Raw genomic sequence first — 1,419 nt, 5'->3', positions numbered from 1 at the left:
TTCACAGTGGACGCGAGCATCTATGGACAAGCCCTCGGCCTATTAGTACCGGTCAACTCCACCTCTCACAAGGCTTCCATCTCCGGCCTATCAACCCCGTCGTCTACAGGGAGCCTTACCCCATCAAGTGGGTGGGAGTCCTCATCTCGAAGCAAGCTTCCCGCTTAGATGCTTTCAGCGGTTATCCCTCCCGAACGTAGCCAACCAGCCATGCCCTTGGCAGAACAACTGGCACACCAGAGGTTCGTCCGTCCCGGTCCTCTCGTACTAGGGACAGCCCTTCTCAAGACTCCAACGCGCACAGCGGATAGGGACCGAACTGTCTCACGACGTTCTAAACCCAGCTCGCGTACCGCTTTAATGGGCGAACAGCCCAACCCTTGGGACCAACTCCAGCCCCAGGATGCGACGAGCCGACATCGAGGTGCCAAACCATCCCGTCGATACGGACTCTTGGGGAAGATCAGCCTGTTATCCCCGGGGTACCTTTTATCCGATGAGCGACGGCGCTCCCACAAGCCACCGCCGGATCACTAGTCCCTGCTTTCGCACCTGCTCGACCCGCCAGTCTCACAGTCAAGCTCCCTTGTGCACTTACACTCACCACCTGATAACCAACCAGGCTGAGGGAACCTTTGGGCGCCTCCGTTACTCTTTAGGAGGCAACCGCCCCAGTTAAACTACCCACCAGACACTGTCCCCGATCCGGATCACGGACCCAGGTTAGACATCCAGCACGATCAGAGTGGTATTTCAACAACGACTCCACCCACACTGGCGTGAGGGCTTCACAGTCTCCCACCTATCCTACACAAACCGAACCGAACACCAATATCAAGCTATAGTAAAGGTCCCGGGGTCTTTCCGTCCTGCTGCGCGAAACGAGCATCTTTACTCGTAATGCAATTTCACCGGGCCTATGGTTGAGACAGCCGAGAAGTCGTTACGCCATTCGTGCAGGTCGGAACTTACCCGACAAGGAATTTCGCTACCTTAGGATGGTTATAGTTACCACCGCCGTTTACTGGCGCTTAAGTTCCCAGCTTCGCCCACCAAAGATGAACTAACCGGTCCCCTTAACGTTCCAGCACCGGGCAGGCGTCAGTCCGTATACATCGCCTTACAGCTTCGCACGGACCTGTGTTTTTAGTAAACAGTCGCTTCTCGCTGGTCTCTGCGGCCACCCCCAGCTCCGACAGTAAATGCCATCACCGGAAGCGGCCCCCCTTCTCCCGAAGTTACGGGGGCAATTTGCCGAGTTCCTTAACCATAGTTCACCCGAACGCCTCGGTATACTCTACCTGACCACCAGAGTCGGTTTAGGGTACGGGCCACCATGAAACATCGCTAGAGGCTTTTCTCGACAGCATAGGATCATCCACTTCACCACAATCGGCTCGGCATCAGGTCTCACCCTCA

The 1,419-nt window shown here is 56.1% G+C and carries 1 rRNA gene; it reads right to left on the bottom strand.

The features are described from left to right. Positions 1-22: 22 nt before the first annotated feature. Positions 23-1,419, bottom strand: a 23S ribosomal RNA gene (locus tag ACFWI8_RS36260); the annotation flags it as partial.

This window comes from Streptomyces sp. NPDC127098 (genome assembly GCF_042722465.1).
GTDB lineage: Bacteria > Actinomycetota > Actinomycetes > Streptomycetales > Streptomycetaceae > Streptomyces > Streptomyces millisiae.
This window is presented reverse-complemented; position numbering and strand designations above follow the sequence as displayed.